The organism is Nocardioides sp., assembly GCF_035481145.1.
GTDB lineage: Bacteria > Actinomycetota > Actinomycetes > Propionibacteriales > Nocardioidaceae > Nocardioides.
Window position 1 is genome coordinate 1 of the sequence record NZ_DATIHB010000111.1, and the last position, 1,855, is coordinate 1,855.

Annotated in this window: 1 pseudogene; it reads right to left on the reverse strand. The window is 69.1% G+C overall.

Going from position 1 to position 1,855, the window contains the following annotated elements:
* A pseudogene (locus tag VLF38_RS09435) lies at positions 1-1,855 on the reverse strand (DNA-directed RNA polymerase subunit beta'); the annotation flags it as partial.

The window sequence follows — 1,855 nt, forward strand, 5'->3', positions numbered from 1 at the left end:
GACACCCAGGATGCGCAGGACGTCCTGCGGGTCCTCGGTGCCGACGGTGAGCTTCTGGCCGACCTCGATGTGGTCGCCGTCCTGCACGAGCAGGCGCGAGCGCTTCGAGACGGGGTACTCCTGGACCTCCGAGCCGTCGTCGGGGGTGACGAGGACCTTGCGGGCCTTGTCGGTCTCCTCGATCTCGATGCGGCCGGCCGCCTCCGAGATCGGCGAGCGACCCTTGGGCGAGCGGGCCTCGAAGAGCTCGACCACGCGGGGCAGGCCCTGCGTGATGTCGTCGGCCGAGGCCACACCACCGGTGTGGAACGTGCGCATCGTCAGCTGGGTGCCGGGCTCACCGATCGACTGGGCGGCGATGATGCCGACGGCCTCGCCGATGTCGACCAGCTTGCCGGTGGCCAGCGACCGGCCGTAGCACTTCGCGCAGGTCCCGGTGCGGGCGTCACAGGTCAGGACCGAACGGACCTTGACCTCCTCGATGCCGGCCGCGATGAGCTCGCCGATCTTGACGTCGCCCAGGTCCTCGCCGGCGCCGGCGAGCACCTCGCCCGTGTCCGGGTGGGTGATCTCGACGGCGGCGGAGCGGGCGTACGCCGCGGTCTCGGCGTTCTCGTGCTTGCGCACCACGCCGTCCTCGCCGCGCTCACCGATCCGCTTGGGCAGGCCGCGCTCGGTGCCGCAGTCGTCCTCGCGGATGATCACGTCCTGCGACACGTCCACCAGACGACGGGTCAGGTAGCCCGAGTCGGCGGTCCGCAGCGCGGTGTCGGCGAGACCCTTGCGGGCACCGTGGGTGGAGATGAAGTACTCCAGCACCGACAGGCCCTCACGGAAGTTCGCCTTGATCGGACGCGGGATGATGTCGCCCTTCGGGTTCGCCACCAGCCCTCGCATCGCCGCGACCTGACGGATCTGCATCATGTTTCCGGAGGCACCGGAGTCGACCATCATGAAGATCGGGTTCGCCCGGTCGAAGTTGGCCTCCATCGAGCGCGCGACGTCGTTGGACGCCTGGTTCCAGATCTCGATGAGCTCCTGACGGCGCTCGTCGTCGGTGACCAGACCACGCTCGAACTGCTTCTGGACCTTCTCGGCCTGCGCCTCGTAGGTGGCGAGGATCTCGGCCTTGTCACCCGGGGTCGTGACGTCGTCGATCGAGACGGTCACGCCGGAGCGGGTGGCCCAGGAGAAGCCGGCGTCCTTGAGGGCGTCCAGCGACGCGGCGACCTCGACCTTGGTGTAGCGCTCGGCGAGGTCGTTGACGATCGCACCCAGCGGCTTCTTGCCCACCTCGTAGTTCACGAAGGCGTAGTCGGCCGGCAGCGTGTCGTTGAAGAGCACGCGACCCAGGGTCGTGTCGAGCACGAACGGGCCGTCCTCGGGGAGGTCGGAGCCCAGCGGCGGGACGGCGTCCTCGAGACGGATCCGCACCTTGCTCTGCAGGGTGATCTCGCCGCGGTCGAAGGCCATGATGGCCTCGGCCGGCGACGAGAAGGCGCGACCCTCGCCCGGCTCGCCCTCGCGGTCGGTGGTCAGCCAGAAGAGGCCGATGATCATGTCCTGCGAGGGCATGGTCACCGGACGACCGTCCGACGGCTTGAGGATGTTGTTGGTCGAGAGCATCAGGATGCGCGCCTCGGCCTGCGCCTCCGCGGACAGCGGGAGGTGGACGGCCATCTGGTCACCGTCGAAGTCGGCGTTGAAGGCGCCGCACACGAGCGGGTGGATCTGGATGGCCTTGCCCTCGATCAGCTGCGGCTCGAAGGCCTGGATGCCGAGGCGGTGCAGGGTGGGCGCGCGGTTGAGCAGCACGGGGTGCTCGGTGATGACCTCTTCGAGGACGTCCCACACG